This is a genomic window from Acidisoma cellulosilyticum, from assembly GCF_020621385.1.
Lineage (GTDB): Bacteria > Pseudomonadota > Alphaproteobacteria > Acetobacterales > Acetobacteraceae > Acidisoma > Acidisoma cellulosilyticum.
In genome coordinates, this window is record NZ_JAESVA010000010.1 from 94,894 (window position 1) to 111,720 (window position 16,827).

Below are 16,827 nucleotides of genomic sequence, written 5' to 3' on the forward strand. Positions count from 1 at the left end.
TGTGCCCGAGTTTCTCTGCCGGTCAGTACATATCCTGGCGCGTCAAAACAACTGAACGCGTTGCACGCGCCAAATGCCGGCTTGGAAAAACGGATCGCCGCTGCGGAAGGCGTCGACAGCGTGCCGGTCCTCGGCCTCCACCAGGAAGAAGCAGCCAATCGACGTCTCGTTGTCGTCCGCCACCAGCGGGCCGGAAACCAAGACCCGCACCGGCAGATCCGAACGTTCGAGATAGGCTTCGTGGGCGGCGTCATACGCCTGTCGTTCCGTCGCCACAGCCTCACGCTCGATACAGTGGATGATCCAATGCATTGGCTGGCCCCACAAATGGATGTCTAGGCTTCGCCGAGCCTCGTTGCGCGTTCGGCCGACAGAGCCGGCGTGAAGAAATCGTGGGAAACCGTCCGACCAGTGTAACCGCGCAGAGCTGCGCCCTCGGCGTCGTTCCCAATCTATATCTAGATCGATTCCCGGATAGCCTGCGGCAACAACATCACGCGCCATGCCGGCACCGAGTGTGCCCAGGCTAATCCCACCGACACGAATCTCTTTACCGGCCTCCATGGCCATCACTCTCCGCTGAAATCAGCTTTCATTGATGGACATCATGCGATCATCCCGATCGGGCTCTCCTGCACGTTTTGGGGTGACTATCGGCACAATCATTCGATCGGCCGTGAGCCCACTCCAAACGGAGCAGCGCTCGGCCAGGGCCTCTAAATCGGCCGCAGCGCTGACAAACCCGCCGGATCGCCCGAATACATGACAGCCGTCATACCAAGCGGGAGGCCGCTCCTCCGCGTCGGCTGATAGGGTTATCCGACCCGATGTGGTAGGAGACGCTTCGTTCGAACGCCAATCCCGGGGAGGCAGAAAAATGCCCGCTGGCCCCATGCCGGAATTCCTTGGGCGAGGTCAAACCACTAGGCCCGCCAACAGGGCACCCAGGCTCTTGGATGGTTGGGCAGTAACCCCTTAGGCGCTTTTTCGATGTGCGGCCGGCGTTGTGCCGGTGAAACGGCGAAACGTCCGCGTCAGATGTTCCTGATGCGTAAAGCCGCAATCGAAGGCAATGCTGGCAATCGATTGATCCGTCTCCACCAGCAGTCTTTTGGCCTGAGCGATTCGGCGGCGCAAAACATACTGGTGAGGCGGCAAACCCGTTGATGTCTTGAAGCGGCGCACGAACCATGTCGCACTTAATCCGCCTGCGGCGGCCAGGGCATCGAGTTCGATACGTTCATCCAGATGGGCATCGATATAGTCGTTGACGCGATCGAGCTGGAGTGTGCTGAGCTTACCTTGGACCGGCAGCCCCGTCGGCATAGCCCGCGTCGAATGCCCTCTGATCAGCCGCCCGGCCATGACATGCGCAATATGCTCGATATAGAGATGCGTTGCCGGATCCGGGTTTAGGAGGCTGTTGCGCACTTCAAGTGCCAACGATTCGAGGAAAGGGTCCGCCTCGCCAAGACAGGGTACCAGCTCGACACCATCGTAACCGCCGACATGGCCCAATTCCGCTCCGACCTCCTCCAGCACCTTGCGCCGCAGGTAGATGTGTACGGTATCCAGGGCGGATCGAAGCCCGATCCGAAAGCTTTCTCCCCCGGGCCAAAGAAATATGTGGCCTGGCGGTATCAAACGTTCGACGCCGCGACCACCGACAGCCCCGGTGACCCGCGCCGGACCACCCAGGTGGAGGACCAACAAGTGGTCGTCGACAGCAGGAAAAGCGCCATCGAAGGGCACTTCTTTTTGGTAGGACGCAGAAACGGAGCGCCAGCCCAGGCTTGCACTGCTGGCCCTGATACGATTGCCCGTCTGTGACACGATCCCGTGGGTGGGGATCTCGGTTGCTACGCTCATGGGAATACCAGTGGCAGACGTCATCGGCCGTAAGTGGCTTTGGCTGAAAAGTGTGCGAGGACCCGGGCGATGTCAATGCTCGAGCATTCAATAAGACCTAACCCGAGCGTCAATTCGTGCCGATAGCCACACAAAAAATTGCAGGACCTCCAGAACAATGGCCGGCAAATATGCCCTGCATAACAATGGGGAATCAAATGGCTGTATCGCAAACGTCACAACAGCTCCACACCAGCGGCTTGGCGACGTGGGCGGCCCGACTGGGTACGATTTGCTACATCATCTGGTCTTTCCTGCATTTGCAGGCGGCCTGGGCCGTCTATCATCTAGGACAATCGCTGCCGCCATCCATGAACAGCGGTCGCGTTCTACAGGACGCTTGGAATCTGGCTTTCTTTTCCATTTTTGGCTTCGCAACGGCCGTTGCCCTCAACTGGCGCAACAATGCATGGGGCTATTGGATCAATCTCGCGATCATCAGTGTCGCGGATATTGGTTTCATCATGTACGTCCTTGTCCCCGGCTTCATCCCGATTTGGCCCGGGATCGCCGGCCCGGCATTTTGGGTTCCCGGATTACTTTTGACAACGATCGGTCATTTCAGCCGCAGCCCGCGCTAGGGAAGCGTCTATCTGCCGTGAATTCGTCTGCCACTCCCCATCAGCTTGGTGTCCTGTTGTCCGTCTGTACGAATCGAAAGGAGGGTGGTGCTGACGGTAGGTTCACGGCTGTTTTTACACGATCTAACAACACATAACACGCAGCGGCGGGCCTCGTCGCTAAAGTGTACCGGCGTTTGGTATTGATCACAAAGCACACCTTGGAAGGAATCGAACAGCGTTCATTGCGCTCGGCCCGCCTTTACTGACGCGCCTACCGCTCGTGTTCACGATCGGGCTCCCAGTGTTACTACACGAGGCTTCGGAAAGTGCTGACAATACAGGAAGAGATCGACGCGCAGCGAGCAGGTTCTATCCAGATGGTGGAGGCACCGTTCCGCGGAGAAACGCCCGGATACAGGTGCGATCGAGCGAGCTTTTGGGGTGCTGGCCCTTGCTGACCGACCCGCGAGGTCTGGCAAGCTATCAGGAGTCGCTCGCACGCCTTTTGTCTCAAGTGGAAGCGCTCGGGAGCACATCGTCGCTGCTTCAGGACGCGCACGGCCGCTATCTGGCGGCTGACATCGTAGCGCGCCGAGACCAGCCTCTTGCCGCTGTTTCGGCGATGGACGGCTACGCGGTCTGCTCGCTCGAAGTAGCGCCGGACGCACAGTATAGGATCGTAGGGGCCTCTTATCCCGGCTCACCTTTTTTGTGCGATCTATCGCCAACCGAGGCGGTCAGGGTTACGACGGGTGCTTGGATGCCCAGGGACGCCCGGCGCGTCCTGGTCGATGAAATCGCAATAAGGGACGGCGACAATCTTCGTCTCCTTCGATTGCCCACCACCAAAACCCATGTTCGAGAGGCCGCTCACGATTTTCGGAGCGGTGCGATCCTCGCTACCGCGGGTACCCGCCTGACAGCCCCGGCGCTTATGGCGGCGGCCGCGGGTGAGCAGGCGACGGTTCAAGTAATCCGACAGCCCGCCGTTACAATCATTGTGACGGGCGACGAATTAGCGCCCGATCTGACCGGTGTCGGCCCATACCAGACTGTGGATTCCGCGAGCATCGGTGTGGCGGCGTTGAGCAGGGATTGGGGGGGCGTGGTCAAGGAAATTGTGCGCTGCGGCGACGTCGTCGAGGATCTACAGGAATGCCTCCGATCGGCCCTTCACGAGTCCGACATCGTTGTCATTATCGGCGGTGCCTCAGGAAGCGAGCGAGACTTCGCGCGCAGGGCGGCGGCCGGCGTCGGCGTTAAAATGATTTTCGAAGGTGTCGCAATCAAACCCGGTCGTCCAACCTGGGCGGCGCGATACGGGTCGGGCGATCGGCCATGTCTGGTGATCGGCCTGCCTGGAAATCCGTTCGCCGCCTTAGCAGCGGCGCGACTTTTCCTTAGTCCAATGATTGCGAAGGCGGCGTGTGGAACCGCGGACGATGCTCTGCAATGGAGATCAGGATCCATTCGTGATGCAATGGCGCAAGGGATCGAGACTGAGACGTTCCTCGGTGCAACCCTCGGTCCGGACGGTTTAAATCTGCTTTCCTCGCAGGACAGCTCCTCCCAGGGAGGTCTCGCGGCGCTTCATGCTCTGATCCTAAGGCCGGTCAAGGCGCCCGGATGCGCGGCTGGATCCACGGCGCCCTACCTCCAGGTGACCGCACGGCTTGGCGACCGCTGATTGGGCAGTTATGCATGAACCAAAAGTTACGAACTCTGAAAACGTCCAAGTCGGGACTGAGTAACCGTTGGCCGTTTACATCGGCTGGGATAAATTGTCGTCAAGAATTGGGCATAGCAGCCGCGTGCTCTGTTGGCCGTTGAGCACCTATTACCCGCGAGAGGGAGATCGAATTATGGAGAAGCGTGAGGTTCCAGGGGTCCACCGATACGACGCCCCGGCTGGCGGTTGGGGGGCGCTGAAGGCGACCGCTAAAGCGGTCGTAGAGCAGATGCATCTGGCCGAGGCGCCCCTTCTCCTGCTTCACACAAACAAGCCGGACGGTTTTGACTGCCCTGGTTGCGCCTGGCCGGACAAAGATCATACCTCGACCTTCCAGTTCTGCGAGAACGGCGCCAAGGCGGTGACGTGGGAAGCGACCAAAAAGCGGGTTCCGCCCGAATTCTTTGCCTCTCATACCGTCAGCGAGCTACTCGAATGGAGCGATTACCAGCTCGAGAACGAGGGGCGCATCACGCACCCAATGGCCTACGATCGCGGTTCCGACACCTACCTGCCCATAGACTGGGACGAGGCGTTTGCACGGATCGGTAGCGTGTTGCGCGGGCTGCCGGATCCCAATATGGCGGAATTCTATACGTCGGGTCGCGCGTCGAACGAGGCGGCGTTCCTGTTCAACATTTTCGCACGGGAATATGGCACCAACAATTTCCCGGACTGCTCCAACATGTGCCACGAGGCAACCAGTGTCGGTTTGCCCAAGTCGATTGGCGTCGGGAAGGGAACCGTGTCGCTGGAGGATTTCGACCATTGCGAATTGATCATCGCCATGGGGCACAATCCCGGCACCAATCATCCGCGTATGATGGGGACGCTCCACGAATGCGCGCGTCGCCATGTGCCGATCATCGTCTTCAATCCACTAAAGGAACGCGCGCTCGAACGCTTTGCCGATCCACAGGACCCCATCGAAATGGGCACCTTCCGATCGACAGACATCGCGTCGACCTACTACCAGGTGAAAGTCGGCGGCGACGCGGCGGCGCTCAAAGGCATCATGAAGTCCGTCCTTGAGATGGCCGAGACGAACGACGACGCGCTCGACCACGCGTTTATCGCCGAACACACCAACGGCTTCATCGATTTCGCCGCGGACCTCAAGAGCACCGATTGGGTGGATATCGAGAACGCCTGTGGCTTGTCGCGGGCCGATCTTGAGCGCGTGGCGGCGGCATATGTTAAGTCAAAGGCGACGATTGTGACCTTCGGCATGGGTATCACCCAGCACGCCAAGGGCACGCAGAACGTCCAACAGATTTCGGCTTTGCTCATGCTGCGAGGTAATTACGGCAAGCCCGGTACTGGTATCTGTCCGCTCCGTGGACATTCGAATGTTCAAGGCAACCGAACCGTCGGCATCACCGAGAAGGTTGATGATGTCATGTTCGGGCGCGTCGAGACGACGTTCGGGTTCAGGCCGCCGCCGCACCACGGGCACGATGCAGTGAACGCTATGAAAGCCATGGTCGCCGGTAGCTCCAAGGTACTGGTCTGCCTGGGTGGAAATTTCTCGATTGCCCTTCCCGACACAGATCTTAGCTACCAGGGCATGCGCAACCTGGACCTCGCCGTCCATCTCAACACGAAGCTCAATCGTTCGCACCTGCTGGTCGGCAAGGAGTCGATCATCCTGCCGGTGCTTGGCAGAACCGAGCGCGACATCCAGGCTAGCGGTCCCCAGTCGATCACGGTCGAGGACTCGATGACGATGGTCCACGCTTCGCGTGGCAAGTTGCCGCCGGCCTCGGAGCACCTTCGGTCTGAGCCGGCGATCATTGCCGGCATTGCCATGGCGACCTTGCCGAACAGCAAGGTCGATTGGAAGGATCTGATCGCTGACTATGACCGGATCCGCGACAAGATCGAAAGCGTCTATCCGGACTTCAAGGACTACAACCTGCGCATTCGCCATCCGGGTGGCTTTCGTCTGCCTTTAGGTCCGACCGAGCGGATCTGGCACACAAAGTCCGGTAAGGCTGAATTCCTTCCGTTCACCGGCCTTGAGGAAGACCCGGCGGTTGCCGGGCCAAACGTGTTTAAGCTCACGACGCTACGGAGCCACGATCAATACAACACGACTATCTATGGCTTGGACGATCGGTATCGTGGCGTGTTCGGACGGCGCGACGTTCTGTTCATGAGCGAGGCGGACCTGGTTGCCCAGGATCTCGAGCATGGCGACCTGGTAGAGGTCAACTCCGCCCTGCCCGGCTATGAGCACAAGCGGCTTCGGCTAACCGCAATCGCGCACGATATCTCACGCGGATCGGTTGGTGCTTACTATCCTGAAGCCAACAATCTCTGCCCGCTCGACTACCAGGACAAAGAAAGTAGAACGCCATCCTACAAATCGATTCCCGTTCGCATCCGGAAGCTAGACGCTGCAGTGGCCTGAGGCTCGAAATGCCCCATTCGAATCAATCATGGCATGGTCGCATCGGGCGTCGGGGTGGAGGACACAAATAACGCCCCTTTACATGGCATAACTCGGTTGACGGTTCATTTTGCGCTACCACCCACTAGTCGCTGCGAGCGGCTCCGCTGAGGTCTTCGCCGACTGCTTGGACTCACGGTGATGACGACTGGTTCTGGCGAGGTCGTCGAGCTGCTCGTCTCGATATCATCGTCGGCGCGGCGGTGCCGTTGCGTTGACAAGCCTTCCCCAGAACCAGACGAGCGCAGGCGCATCCCGCGCCAACTTTAGACCGAGGCAAAGGAACGACGCGATGAGCACGATTAAGACCAAAGATGGTGTCGAGATATTTTACAAGGATTGGGGCCAAGGTGAGCCGATTGTTTTCCATCACGGCTGGCCGTTGAGTTCCGACGACTGGGATGCCCAGATGCTGTTCTTCCTCCAGCATGGCTATCGGGTTATCGGTATCGATCGCCGCGGGCATGGGCGTTCAAGCCAGGTGTCGGATGGCCATGATATGGATCATTATGCGGCCGACGCCGCGGCGGTGGTGGATCACCTCGATCTTCGCAACGCCGTGCATGTCGGCCATTCGACGGGTGGTGGTGAAGTTGCGCGCTACGTCGCCCAGCATGGCCAGGGACGCGTCGCTAAAGCCGTCCTGATGTCCGCGGTCACCCCGCTTATGCTGAAGACGTCGAGCAACCCGGGTGGGCTGCCCGTGGAGGTATTCGATGGGCTTCGCGCAGGGCTGGCGGCCAACCGGGCACAATTCTACCGCGACGTTCCGAGTGGCCCGTTTTATGGTTTCAATCGTCCCGGCGCGACACCAATCGAAGGCGTAATCCAGAATTGGTGGCGCCAGGGCATGATGGGTGGTGCTAAGGCCCATTACGAGGGCATCAAGGCCTTCTCGGAGACCGATCTGACCGAAGACCTCAAAAGCATCAAGGTTCCGACGCTCGTCATGCAAGGCGACGATGACCAGATCGTCCCCTACAAGGACGCAGCCCTGATATCAGCGCAGATTCTAACGAACAGCACGCTGAAGATCTATCCTGGCTTCCCGCACGGTATGCTGACCACGCATGCCGACGTGATCAACCAGGATCTCCTGGCGTTCATCCGCGAGTAGGATTCGCCTTCGGTGGCGGTCTCTGCGTCAAGGCAGAGACCGCCGTAAGCTGCACCCAGGTCGAACTGGCCGGTGACGACGATGAAGCGGTTGGTTCATCGGCGCAACTGATTCCGAAGGCGTAAACCCCTCACGCTATGCGGCAGCAGGAACGAGGATGATCTTTCCTGGCCCGTAGGTCCTTGCCTTCAACGCCTCTTGGGCGTCTGCGGCATCCGCCAACGCGAACGAGGCCGCAACCGTCACCCGGAGTGAACCTGCTTCGACTAGGTCAACAAGCCTGGCGAGTATCTTGGTGTCCGGCCGGGCGAACACGGTTGTTACCCCGGGGCCGCCATCCGCTATTGAGCAGAGTCTCGCGCCCGGCGCCGCCGCGGCCATTGCCTTTGCCAACGCGCCGTGACCCGCACAATCCATGATGGCGGTCACACCGTTAGGTGCGTGATTTCTGACTCGTTCAACGATGCCGTCGCCATAGAGGACGGGTTCCGCCCCGATCGACGTCACATAGGCTTGATGTGGGCCAGAGGCACTGCCAATGACGGTGGCGCCCGAAGCCACCGCCAACTGGGTCGCCATAGAGCCGACACCACCTGAAGCACCCAGCACGAGAACGGTGTCCGCATCGGACACGCGCAATGTATCGATCACCGCGCGATAGGCCGTCAGACCGGCAAGCGGGAGGCCGGCCGCCTCACTCCATGAAGCGTTCCTCGGCTTGCGCCATAGGCGCTCCACCGGAACGCTCGCAAGCTCGGCATAGGTACCGCTATGCAGAATTTCCTGATGCGTATAGGCGACGACTTCATCGCCCGGCTGGAATTCGGTCACACCGGCTCCCACGCGCTCGACGATGCCGGCGAGGTCCCATCCGGGTACGACCGGAAACCAAGTCTCCATCATGCTCTCGCCCAAACCAGCCTGCAGCGCGATGTCGGCCGGGTTGATGGCCGCGGCCTTCATCCGGACGATCACGGCGTTCTGCGACAGCTTTGGCTCCGGCAAGTCACCGTATTCAAGGACTTCCGATCCCCCGAAGCGGCTATAGGAAATGCCCTTCATATGGCGTCTCCTAGAAAGCTGCCGGGAGGTCGAGATAGATGCGGTGCTGCGCCATCATCCAACGCCCATCGACCTTCTTCAGGATCGGCCGGTAGTAGCCGGTCTCGATCGGGGTAACGGTCCCTTGCGCGCCGGAAGCCCCTGCCGGCCAGCCACCTTCAGGCTTTTCCGCACCGAGGACGTTGAACACCACGAACTGGGCGTCGAGCGTCCCGGTATCGCCTTTGACTTCGATGATCGGGTCATGGGTTGTGTGATGACTCCAACCCCGCGGCGGATGCGGCTTCATCATCGTGGTGACGGCTGCACCGATGGCTTCCGGCCCGACCAGCTCACCAAGAAACTCGGGTGTGCCTGCATTGTTGTGGAAAATCTCGACCTTGCCATCAGGCAGGAAGAGTTTGCTCATTGCCGGTCCGTCTCGGTGGTCAGCCGCCCGGACATATCGAGCCAACACCTCCTGAATTTCGCGTTCATCGGACATGGAAGATCTCCCTGAGAAAGTTATGCGCCTACGACGGATATATATACAGCGCCGTCGATATGCAATAATGATAGACACATATTTTGAGAGAATTAGGAGCAGACGATGATCGATGTTCGCTTCCCGACTGCCCTGCAGATCATGCTAAGCCTCGCGTTGGCTCAGGCTGAAAGCGTCGAACTGTTGAGTTCCGCTCAGTTGGCTGAGGGGGTCGATTCCAGCCCAACTTTTGTCAGACGATTGCTGGCGCCCCTGATCCAGGCAGGTCTTGTTCGCTCAACCATGGGGCGCGACGGGGGGGTAAGCCTGAGCGTCCACGCCTCCGCAATCACACTCGGCGAAATTTATAAGGCGACTATGGGGGAGAAGAGGCTGTGGACAGGACGTAGCGATATTCCCCACCGATGCCTCGTCAGTTGCAATGTAGAGCGCTTCTTTGCGAACTTGGCCGATGAGGTGGATGAGTCAGTGGGGCGTCTATTAGGCGCGCGGACGCTGGCCGAAGCCCTCTCGGAACTCCGCACCATCGACGCGGAGCGCATATAGGAGGGGCGGCACGAACTGCTTCTGTCATCATTCGGGGAGAATGAGGCGTTTCATTTCGTTCGATGCGCCGCCGCCGCATAGCGACTCCCACTGCGTGCAAGCTGGACCAGCCCCGGAGGATCCGCCGTGCAGGCAATTACGGATATTTACGGGACATAACATGCTAACGGCGCCGACATCCTCCAGAATCCACTGGAACTGATGAGGACTAAGTGTTGGCCGACCCCCGGGCACCGAGCAGTCAAGATGGATCGTTGCCCGACGCGCAGCGTTCTGAGCAGCTAATCGCAGAACTGCCGCCGCCGATAGCTGCGTTTGTGCGTGCGGCCAATCTGGGTGATCTCCATGCACTGTTGGCGACCTTCGTGGATGACGCCCTCGTCAACGACCAGCTCCAGGATTACTGGGGCAAAGAGGCGATATCCGCGTGGGCCGCGGGCGATGTCATCGGCGAGCGGTTGACGCTGGCAGTCGTCAAAGCCGTGGAGCACTACGGCCATTGCATTGTCACCGCTCATATCGATGGTTTGTTCGACAAGCGTGGCCTCCCGGACCCTCTGGTTCACGTCTTCTACTTCTCCTCCTTCGGCAGCAAAATTGTGAAACTGATTATCCTGCGAAATCAGTCGGGCATCTGAGCAGCACATACTCGACGGGCCGATGCAGGAAGCCGGATCAGGCTGGAGACAACGTCCAGAATATCACGCTTTGTCTGGGCGGCGGGAGGGACACCCCTGTGATCGCCCTGCGGCGCGAGATCAGCGGTCCTCGGCTCGAAGTTGTCTTCGTCTTTGTCGGGGGCACGCCTGACCATGAGGCGTCTGAAATACGATCTGATTTAGCTGTCTTCCATCACAGTGCGTAGACACACATCCGGGTGCGGCAAGGGGCGACACCATTAGCCTCGACCACGCGACGGCAATTCGGGGTGTACAAGCAATTTGGTGACCTCTGTTTGAGTTCCTTCGGAGCTATGGTAGCTTGCGGGGCAGCGAGCGGCGGCGGCACATTTGTGACGAGGCGCGGTGCGCCGTGTTGAAGGTCGCAGGCGGAGTTTACATCAGCTATCGGTAGCATCTGAACTGTCTTCTGGGGGAGAATGATGAGGCGGAAAGCAAGTGCCTGTCTTTGCGCCTCATTGCGCAATAATTGGCGCCACGGAAAGGCCTGATGACTTCTGGCGACGTGATTGCATTTGGGTCTTACCGCCTGATCCCGGCGGAGCGCCGGCTCCTTAAAGGGGAGGATGCGGTCAGCGTCGGCAGTCGGGCCATTGATGTCCTTATTGCGCTCGCGGAATCTGCGGGCGAGGTGGTTGGACAGCGCGAGCTTTTGGCCCGTGCATGGCCAAATGTAATCGTAAGTGACGCCAGCCTCAGAGTGACAATCGCGGGCCTGCGCAGGGCACTCGGCGATAACGAGGACGTTCGGTACATCGCGAATGTGACAGGGCGAGGCTATTGTTTCGTCGCCCCTGTCGAGCGGTTGAAAACTCAGTTGGGGTCCCTTCGCCCGGCGGCCGATCCCACCCCGGTCCCGAAGCATAACCTTCCGCCCAGCCTGGTCCGTATGGTCGGTCGAGATGACGCGGTCGAAGCTCTGTCGACGCTGCTTGCGTCGCGGCGTTTTGTGAGCCTGGTGGGACCCGGAGGCATGGGCAAGACGACTGTGGCCGTTTCCGTTGCCCATGCCATGTTGGGCGAGTTTGGCGATGAGGTTTATTTTGTGGACCTCGTCGCTGTGACGGACGCGTCGCTTGTTGCGAGCGTCGTTGCAAGGGTGTTAGGCGCATTTGGACAGGAGCAAGATCCCCTGCCCGGTCTCCTTGCCTTTCTCGACGGACGCCGGCTTCTACTGGTGCTTGATAACTGTGAACACGTCATCGACGCGGCTGCGTCGCTGGCGGAACGCCTCCACCGCGATGCCCCGCATGTGCACATCCTCACGACGAGCCGAGAGGCGTTGCGGGTGGAAGGCGAACACGTCTACCTGCTAACGCCGTTGGGCTCTCCGGTCGCGAGGGAGGGCCTTACCGCGGCCGAAGCGCTGGCGTCGCCCGCTGTGCAGTTGTTCATGGAACGTGCTTTCGCAAGTGGGCATCACCTGGCGCTTACAGACCCCGATGCAGCGACCGTGGCGACCATGTGCGGCCGACTGGATGGCATAGCGCTTGCGATTGAGCTTGCAGCAAGCCGGGTCGGCGCCTACGGGCTCCAGGCAACGGCCGACCTGCTGAGCAATCGATTCAAGCTTCTTTGGCAGGGTCGTCGAAGCGCTCCCCCGCGTCACCAGACCCTGACGGCCATGCTGGATTGGAGCTTCAATCTTTTGTCGGCCCGAGACCGGCGCGTGCTCGGCTCGCTCTCGGTTTTCATTGGGCCGTTCACGCTTGAGGCGGCTCAGGCGGTGGCGGCTGATGAGCGGACCGAGGCTATGGAGGTTGCGGACGCGACTACCAGCTTGATCGATAAGTCACTCATTTCGGTGGTATCGATTGATGGCGCCACCCACTATCGATTGCTCGATTCGACACTGGCTTTCGCCGCCGAAAAACTCGCCTCCACCGCTGAGGCGGCCGCCGTCGCCAAGCGTCACGCTCTTTATTACACGAAGTATCTCTCGCAAAATTTCGGCCGGGACGCTGAACACTCGGGTACAGGCATAACGGTAGGTCAGCCGTACATAGGCACCATCCGCACGGCTCTGGAGTGGAGTTTTTCAGCATCAGGAGACGTGGCGATCGGCGTGCGCCTTGCGGCAGCGGTTGCACCCTTGTTCTTTGAGGTTTCCTCGATCGTTGAATGCGTTCGCTGGTGCGATCGGGGCCTGGCCGTCCTTCCCGATAGCGATGTAGGAACTGCTGCCCAATTGACGCTTTTGTCTTTCTCGGCGGCTTCAACGATGTTCACCCGCGGCAACAGCGATAAAGTGCGCAGCTCTCTCGAGGAAGCATTGAGTTTGGCTGAGAAGCTCAATGATCAGCGTTACCAGATGCACCTTCTCGTGGGCCTGAGCATCTTCTCGAGCCGCATTGGCGATTTCGTCAGTACGTTGACGGCCGCGCAACGCGGCTTCACCGTCACCCAGGCGATCGGCGCGCCGGGCGTGGTCGCCACGGGTGAATCAGTGCTCGGCGTCGCCTACCACCTGGCCGGAGACCAGGTGGAAGCCCGGCGTCACTGTGAACGCGGCTTGGCGCAAGCCGAGGTTGCCGGTGCCGCGCAAGTCTTCTTCTTTGGCTACGATCATGAGGTTCGCGCGCTGATCGCGCTCGCGCGCTGTTACTGGCTAATGGGATTGCCGGATCGCGCCGCCAGCACGGCGTGGCGCGCGATCGAGGTGGCCAGTGAGCGTGACCACCCGATTAATCTGTGCATGACACTGATCTATACTTCGACGGTATTTCTCTGGCGCGGCGACCTCGATGAGGCGCAGCGGCTGATCCAGCGTCTCACAACGCATGCCGCGCGGCATTCTCTCGGCCCTTACCGCAGCGCCGGCTTGGCCTTGAGCGGTGAACTGTGCATTGCCCGCGGCGATCTAGCGGCGGGCGTGGAACTTTTGCGGCAAGGTCTCGCAGTTTTGCAAGCGGAGAAACACCACGCCTTAACGCCCGCACTCCATGCGACGTTGGCTGAGGGCCTCATGAACGTCGGCCAGATCGATGAGGCGGCGGAGGTAGCCGAAGCCGGGCTGCGTCTCAGCCGGGCTTTCGGCGAAACCTTGAACGTACCCGAGCTGCTGAGAGTGCGCGGGGAGATATGGCTCCGTACGTCGCCGGCGGATTTGGACGCCGCTGAGCAGGCATTTCAACGCTCGCTGGCGCAGGCCAAGGCGCAACGCGCTCTCAGCCTTGAATTGCGCTCGGCGATAAGTCTTTCGCGGTTGTGGTCCAGCCAAGGCAGATCCGAGGACGCTGCCGACCTGCTTGACGGCCTCTACACACAGTTTGCCGAAGGACGGCAGACAGCGGACTTGAGACTTGCGGGTCAAGTCCTATCTGAACTCAGGTGCAGCCGCGCTGGTCATGTTCCAGCTTCAGGCCCGGCCCTGGCGGCGGGCGTGTAGGAAGCCCAGACGAACTCAATTACGTCTCCCCATTGTTGACGAAAACATGCAACGGGGACGGATCCAGTTTTGGCCCTGCGAGCCGACGTGAAGGGAGGGAGCCCTCCTTTCACTGCCGATTTAAGCTCTCATTCTCCCTTTGCGGCCTCTTCGATGAGCGCGGCGATAGACTGCGGATGTGAGACCATGGATGCGTGGCTCGACGGTACCGTAATGGTCGTGGCGTGCATGCGTTGGGCGAACATTGCTTCGGCCTGCGACGGAATCATGAGATCGTTGGCCGAGATCGCGTAGTAGTCCGGCTTGTCATGCCAGGCGGCGATCGTCGGAACGGCACCGAAGGCGGCTGCGGCGATCGGCTTTTGCTTCTTGGCCATTGCCTCGCCTTCGGCGGCCGGGATGTCGCCGACGAAGACATGCGCGTAGGCGGTGGGGTCAATCGACAGGAAGCCCTTGCCGTCCGGATGGACCGCCTTCAGACCTTCAGTCGGTGGCCCGCCGCTCGTGAGAGCTTGGAGCGTTTCACCCTTGTCCGGTGCGAAGGCCGCGACATAGACCAGCGCCTTGACCTTGGGAATGTCCCCAGCTTCGCCGATCACCACGCCGCCCCAGGAATGGCCGACCAGGATGGTCGAGCCCTTTTGGGCGTCCAGCACTTTCTGGGTGGCGGCGACATCGGCCTCAAGCGAGGTCATCGGGATATCGACCTCGGTAACCTTGAAACCCTTGGCGCGCAGCAGGTGCGCAACCTTGTCCCAGCTTGATTTGTCGGCGAAAGCGCCCGGTACAAGCACCACGTTGTGGGCGGTGGCGGCCGAGGCGGCGATGGGAGCGGCCATGGTTAAAACCGTTGCAAGAGCGGCGGCGGCGGAAAGCATTCTCATTGGGCTATCCTTTCGATAGCGATCAAGCCGTAAGATCAAAGGAGTTCTGATTCGTGGGCTCGTCGCTAACAGCTATTCGGGGCTCCACAAAAGCGTGCATTGTCCGGTGATTGTGGATCCTGAAGGAGCCCTCCTTTTTGCTGAAAACTCTCCGCTACGCGAGTTGTCCGGTGTAAAGCCGCGTCATGTATTGTAAGGGCAAAACTCTCAAGTTTCGTCCACCCAGCCAGAGTGATCAAGGTTCTGACGACAACCGATCGCGTCACGATCGAGGGCGTGACACGGCCAACATCGACGGAATGTCCTGACCGCCGCGGATCACACGCTGCTGGGGCGCTTTGCCGCAAGCCTACGGTGCGATTTTGAGGCCATCAAACCGGCACTGGCAGTCCCTTGGACTGCCAGTGCCGGTCGAAGGCCACGTCAGTCGCGTCACAATGCTCAAGCGCACGATGTATGGCCGCGCTGGAGTCGGTTTGCTGCGTGTACGCGTTCTGAACGCGTCCTGAGGCGAAACAGCACGCAGAATGCGGGACCCGCCTATGAGGCGACGCTTGGATCCGAGGTCTTTTCCAGACTTGTCAGCATAAAATCCATCCCGTTAGCCATGTCCTGCACGTTCGGCCCTCCATTCGCGGTGCCGGCGCTGTAGCCCATGAGTTCGACTCCATCAGGCAGGGAGTCGTACATGCCGACCGCTCCACTCTCGCCACTCGACGCGGTCGGACTTTCATTCTCAGAACTGGAAGGCGTACCAGCCGACGACGCGCTACCGCCGGTCATTCCCGTTTCCCAGTCTTGAACCTGCTCTTCGACGCTCTTCGCCATTTGTTGTACTTGGCCGCTGCTGACGGGGGACAACGCGACGACCCCGATTGTGATTCCATTCGATAGATGAGCGGCAAAGGCGGCAGAAGGATCGGAAAGGTTTACAGGAAAGCCCGTACCTGTCGCAGCACTTGACGAGGATGACGCCTGCCCGGCGTCCTGAAGATCCTTCAACCAATCGGCAAATGTCGCGGCAGCGTCGGAGTCGGTGTTTTGAGGCTGTGAGACGGAAGAATTGGCCGCTCCGGTACTGGACGCAGAAGTCGCACTTACAGACATCGCTTGTTGTCCTCAGAGATGAGATGTGAGCTGGAACGCAAGATAGATGCCAATGGTTTAGCTTGAGAATTGGAGGGTTTTAGAGCGTCCGAGGCGTTGAAGGATCGGCAGATTTTGCCAAGCCGGCAGGGGTTGCCGAGTGGCGGCACGGATTGCCGAGTGGCTGTCGCCTCCGTGGCCACGATGCTCCCCACCTCCGGTTCGCATCATTCCGACTTATTCCATGCCATCGTGTAGGAGGCGCACCAGGGCACGTCGGCGGCTGGCCTCCTTACGCGGCAACCGGAACCAGGGATCGTTCCCGTCTGACTTCTGAAGTTCTTCTTGGCACTTCCGCCGTCTTACATTTTCGAAATTTCCGAAGACACACGATCTGCGGCGACGAGAAGGGCAGCAGTCCGGTCGAAGGCCAGATCTGCCGTATCAAGGTGCCGGAGCGCACGATGTATGGTCGCGTCGGATTCGAACTGCTTCAAGCGTGGGTTGTGAAAGCAGCATAGGATGCGGACAGCACGCAAAGCGCGGGAGACCCAGTTTCACTCCGGCATCAAAACCTTGGTGGCTGAAGGCGCCCGATCCTGATCACCGTTGATGCCGCCCCTTGCGTCCCGGGCCGGCATCGCCAGGCTCTCCGTGGGCCGACTTACGCTCAGCCCATCAACATTTTGCACCCTGTAACAGCACTTAACTATCCCCACACCGCGTGGAGTGTGAGGTTAGGGTGTGGTGGAGCGAGCAGCGCGAAGAACTAGCGGGATCGTCTCGGTAATGTTCGGAGCGCGGACAGCAGGAGTGAAGGCAATCAGGTACCGCCATGGAGAGGCGAAATGTCTCTTATTCTCGCCCTTCGGGAGACTTCATGGCCTTGCGCCGCGTACTGTCGCCGCCTTTGACATCAAAGATGTCA

The 16,827-nt window shown here is 59.9% G+C and carries 13 protein-coding genes; 7 read left to right on the forward strand and 6 right to left on the reverse strand.

Annotated elements, in window-relative coordinates; translation table 11 throughout:
• Positions 1-42: 42 nt before the first annotated feature.
• Together ACELLULO517_RS22345 and ACELLULO517_RS22350 are read right to left on the reverse strand one after the other, a co-directional pair.
• Positions 43-570, reverse strand: coding sequence for a YciI family protein (locus ACELLULO517_RS22345; RefSeq protein WP_227309652.1), 528 nt, complete (start codon positions 568-570; stop codon positions 43-45).
• A gap of 405 nt (positions 571-975) precedes the next feature.
• On the reverse strand, positions 976-1,869 hold the full coding sequence (locus ACELLULO517_RS22350) for a helix-turn-helix transcriptional regulator (RefSeq protein ID WP_227309653.1): 894 nt from the start codon (positions 1,867-1,869) through the stop codon (positions 976-978).
• Between the two features lie 197 nt (positions 1,870-2,066).
• On the opposite strand from ACELLULO517_RS22350, the gene ACELLULO517_RS22355 reads away from it, so the two are divergent.
• From ACELLULO517_RS22355 to ACELLULO517_RS22370, 4 genes are all read left to right on the forward strand, one after another.
• The gene (locus tag ACELLULO517_RS22355; protein ID WP_227309654.1) at positions 2,067-2,489 is read left to right on the forward strand and encodes a hypothetical protein; all 423 of its coding nucleotides are present in this window, start codon (positions 2,067-2,069) and stop codon (positions 2,487-2,489) included.
• 433 nt (positions 2,490-2,922) lie between these two features.
• Positions 2,923-4,158 (forward strand): molybdopterin molybdotransferase MoeA, encoded by a 1,236-nt coding sequence (locus ACELLULO517_RS22360; protein ID WP_227309655.1) that lies wholly within the window; start codon positions 2,923-2,925, stop codon positions 4,156-4,158.
• A 175-nt stretch (positions 4,159-4,333) separates the two neighbouring features.
• Entirely contained in the window at positions 4,334-6,613 is a 2,280-nt protein-coding gene (locus ACELLULO517_RS22365) for an FdhF/YdeP family oxidoreductase (protein WP_227309656.1), read from the forward strand.
• A 331-nt stretch (positions 6,614-6,944) separates the two neighbouring features.
• The gene (locus tag ACELLULO517_RS22370) at positions 6,945-7,769 is read left to right on the forward strand and encodes an alpha/beta fold hydrolase (protein WP_227309657.1); all 825 of its coding nucleotides are present in this window, start codon (positions 6,945-6,947) and stop codon (positions 7,767-7,769) included.
• Between the two features lie 135 nt (positions 7,770-7,904).
• On the opposite strand, the gene ACELLULO517_RS22375 is transcribed toward ACELLULO517_RS22370, so the two are convergent.
• Together ACELLULO517_RS22375 and ACELLULO517_RS22380 are read right to left on the reverse strand one after the other, a co-directional pair.
• On the reverse strand, positions 7,905-8,831 hold the full coding sequence (locus ACELLULO517_RS22375) for an NADP-dependent oxidoreductase (protein WP_227309658.1): 927 nt from the start codon (positions 8,829-8,831) through the stop codon (positions 7,905-7,907).
• A 10-nt stretch (positions 8,832-8,841) separates the two neighbouring features.
• A complete protein-coding gene (locus ACELLULO517_RS22380) occupies positions 8,842-9,315 on the reverse strand; it encodes a nuclear transport factor 2 family protein (RefSeq protein WP_227309659.1) in 474 nt (157 codons plus the stop codon).
• A gap of 105 nt (positions 9,316-9,420) precedes the next feature.
• On the opposite strand from ACELLULO517_RS22380, the gene ACELLULO517_RS22385 reads away from it, so the two are divergent.
• The 3 genes from ACELLULO517_RS22385 (at position 9,421) to ACELLULO517_RS22395 (ending at position 13,929) form a co-directional block, all read left to right on the forward strand.
• The gene (locus tag ACELLULO517_RS22385; RefSeq protein WP_227309660.1) at positions 9,421-9,861 is read left to right on the forward strand and encodes an RrF2 family transcriptional regulator; all 441 of its coding nucleotides are present in this window, start codon (positions 9,421-9,423) and stop codon (positions 9,859-9,861) included.
• 254 nt (positions 9,862-10,115) lie between these two features.
• A complete protein-coding gene (locus ACELLULO517_RS22390; protein WP_227309661.1) occupies positions 10,116-10,499 on the forward strand; it encodes a Cif family virulence factor in 384 nt (127 codons plus the stop codon).
• Positions 10,500-11,031: 532 nt separating this feature from the next.
• Entirely contained in the window at positions 11,032-13,929 is a 2,898-nt protein-coding gene (locus ACELLULO517_RS22395) for an ATP-binding protein (protein ID WP_227309662.1), read from the forward strand.
• 128 nt (positions 13,930-14,057) lie between these two features.
• Here the strand turns inward: ACELLULO517_RS22395 and ACELLULO517_RS22400 are convergent, their stop codons facing one another.
• Both ACELLULO517_RS22400 and ACELLULO517_RS22405 read right to left on the reverse strand, forming a co-directional pair.
• On the reverse strand, positions 14,058-14,813 hold the full coding sequence (locus ACELLULO517_RS22400) for an alpha/beta fold hydrolase (protein WP_227309663.1): 756 nt from the start codon (positions 14,811-14,813) through the stop codon (positions 14,058-14,060).
• A 540-nt stretch (positions 14,814-15,353) separates the two neighbouring features.
• Complete coding sequence (locus ACELLULO517_RS22405; protein WP_227309664.1) at positions 15,354-15,920, reverse strand: hypothetical protein; 567 nt, start codon at positions 15,918-15,920, stop codon at positions 15,354-15,356.
• Positions 15,921-16,827: the final 907 nt, after the last annotated feature.